Origin of the sequence: Streptosporangium sp. NPDC006013 (assembly GCF_040614275.1) — a bacterium.
Lineage (GTDB): Bacteria > Actinomycetota > Actinomycetes > Streptosporangiales > Streptosporangiaceae > Streptosporangium.
The window spans coordinates 1-2,484 of record NZ_JBEXUE010000820.1 but is presented as its reverse complement, the minus strand read 5'-3'; the positions used below and the strand labels follow the sequence as shown (position 1 = coordinate 2,484).

Here is a 2,484-nt window from a genome sequence, read left to right as displayed (position 1 = left end):
GGTCGGCACGCGGGTCTCGACTCTGCAGGAGCTGAAGGACCTCTACCTGACCCCCGCGGTGCCGGCGCAGGCACCCGCCCGCCGCACCGGCCGCGCGCCGCACTCGCCCATCGCCCGCCGCAGTGGGGGCCGCACCGCCGCCCAGGGGCGAGAGCTTCGACTGACCGGCCCAACCTCTTCGAGGCTCTTCGGGTGCTTCGCATTGCGCCGGCTGCTCACTCTCTCAGGTCTAGAATCTCGCCCGGCATCAACCGGATGCCTCCGGCGGGGGCACTCGGCTCCGGGATGATCGACGTTGCATCATGAAGGCCATAGGTGGTTGAGGTGGAAGCCGGATCTTCCCGTCTGCCACGTCCCAGGCAAGCCCAACATCTCGACTTCTCCGGATCAAGGCCGTCTGTGGCCGTTGGCATCCCATGGCCGAGGAACGTCTACCGGCTGATGTACACGCGAAGACGGCCTTGATCCTCCGTCCCCGAGCTGTTGCCCCTCCGGGGTGGGACGAGGCAGACGGGAAGATCCGGCGGAGGAAGTGTGCGCGTTCGTGCATGATCCGGAGCGTGATCACGTGCCACGGGCGTGTCAGATCTCAAGGGAAATGGCGGGGAATCACGGGGAGTCGTAGATCAGAAATGAAAAAGTCCCCGCACCGCGTTTACACTGGTGAGAGGGCTTTTTCTGCTGGTATGGCAGGTGCAGGACTTAAATCTGCGTAGGCTGAGCTGACGGTTTTATAGATCTTCGACTTTCGCCATCCCTGTGCAGAGGCGTGCATCGCCGCAATTGCTTCGCCTCCCCGAGGAGATCAAGATATCGTCCTCGCGATCACCCACGTATGGCCGACGTTATAGGTGCCTAACCTATTGGAGCTCGCTAGGGATAGGACTCCGGCGACCGACTCTCGCCGGAAGATCGAGTTCGCCTTCGTGATCAGAAGATCGTAGATCTCCACCACACCGTATGGCATAGGGCGCAGGCGAACCGCTATCCCGATGGGCGTTTTCTTTAAGGAAAGTCATTGGGAACGAATCGCGCCGAGCCCTAGTAGGAACGTTGAATCAAGAATGCCGGATTCGCCGGGAAACTCGGTTGAGTGCCTCACTCAACGCGGAGTGAGCTGCTGCGCTACAGCTTCAAGCCATCGGGCTAGGTCGCTGACCTTGGTGCCCCGTAGCAGCACGCCCGCCTCGGCGTGAGCGGACGTGCCCCCCGGAGTGAGGTTCGCCGAACCGATATATGCGATATTGCTGTCGGCCATGACCACCTTGAAGTGGATGCCCAGCCCACTCTCATCCCAGGAACGGACAGACAGCCGTTCGCTAGCGGTGCCGGCTGCCTTCCGCAACACGGCGACCGCATCGATGTTGAAATCCGAACGAGAAGGTGAAGCGCATGCTAGTCCCCGTGTGATCACGAGAGTAGAGCCGCCTGATTTCAGCAGCGCTTTCACGTAGGGAGCGAGCACTTCGATGAATGACGCGTGTAGATATGGCGCGGCGATTACTAAGCGACTCCGGGCTTGCTCGGCGACAGCGCGTATCGTCGTCCCAGTGTCGAGAGGGAGGCCAGGCCCTCCATGATCACGCGTCATCAATCCAAGAGTCGTTTTGAAGAAGGCGGGCACAGTCAGGACGAGATCCCAGCTCTCCTCCACGGCCATTACGGTCATGGCGTGTGCCTGAGCCAAAAGGAGAGGAGCCGTGTGGGTAACTTGCCCTTTCTGATCTAGAACGCCCGCGTGGATCAGCACAGGTGAGACAAGGCGTCGATCTGTCACTGCGCTACCGATCAGCTCGACAATCCCATCGCCGGTGCCCGCAGCTGCCGCGAAGTTGGTCGCGGCAGCTGCGATATCGACCGACTTCTGGGCCTGATGGTAGAGAGCGACCAGTGGTCTTAGCGGCTCCAGTATCCGTGCCACCGCTGTACTTCCTCGTGATCGGCATGGACTGAGCCGTCAAGTGGGGGGAGTGTGCCGAATAGGAGATTGCGGTCGAGGACGGTGTTGAACCGAGTGCAAGCAACTTCTGAAATGTGGAGACAGGCGGCACATGCTCCGCCGAAATCTCGACGACAAGGGGGATCGAATACGCATCGCTTTTCTGCGTCTAGCTCACGCAAAGCGTCTTCTAGATCGAAGCGATATACGTGCTCTAGTCCGCCGAGTGTAAATTCACTTCGCGTGTTGGCGTAAATAAGGAAAGCGCAGTTAGTAGGGAATAGGAACTCGGCGAGCGAGTCGACGTTGAGTCCGCATCTGGAGGCGAGAGCCTTCATAGTGCGGTGAGCTATCGAGTGGACGAGCCCCAGAACCGCTTTCGTGATGGGATTCTCGGGAGTACTGAAAGCGTCGGTTACTGGGGCAGCGACTCTATAGAACCATTTCTGGGCGTCCCTCTGTGTGCTGATGACGGGATCGACGATGACACCCGAATCGGTCAACCATTGGATCACCTTGAGCTTGTCCAGTTGGAACAGGAGCCC

At 59.8% G+C, this 2,484-nt stretch carries 2 protein-coding genes; one reads left to right on the top strand and one right to left on the bottom strand.

The genetic code is table 11. The features are described from left to right. Window positions 1-1,102: 1,102 nt before the first annotated feature. Window positions 1,103-1,921 carry a phospholipase D-like domain-containing protein gene (locus ABZ260_RS49965; protein ID WP_355632700.1) on the bottom strand — a complete coding sequence of 273 codons (819 nt, stop codon included), beginning with the start codon at window positions 1,919-1,921 and terminating at the stop codon, window positions 1,103-1,105. 374 nt (window positions 1,922-2,295) lie between these two features. Here ABZ260_RS49965 and ABZ260_RS49960 point away from each other — a divergent pair. After that, on the top strand, window positions 2,296-2,484 hold a 189-nt coding region (locus tag ABZ260_RS49960; RefSeq protein WP_355632698.1), incomplete at its 3' end, for a hypothetical protein.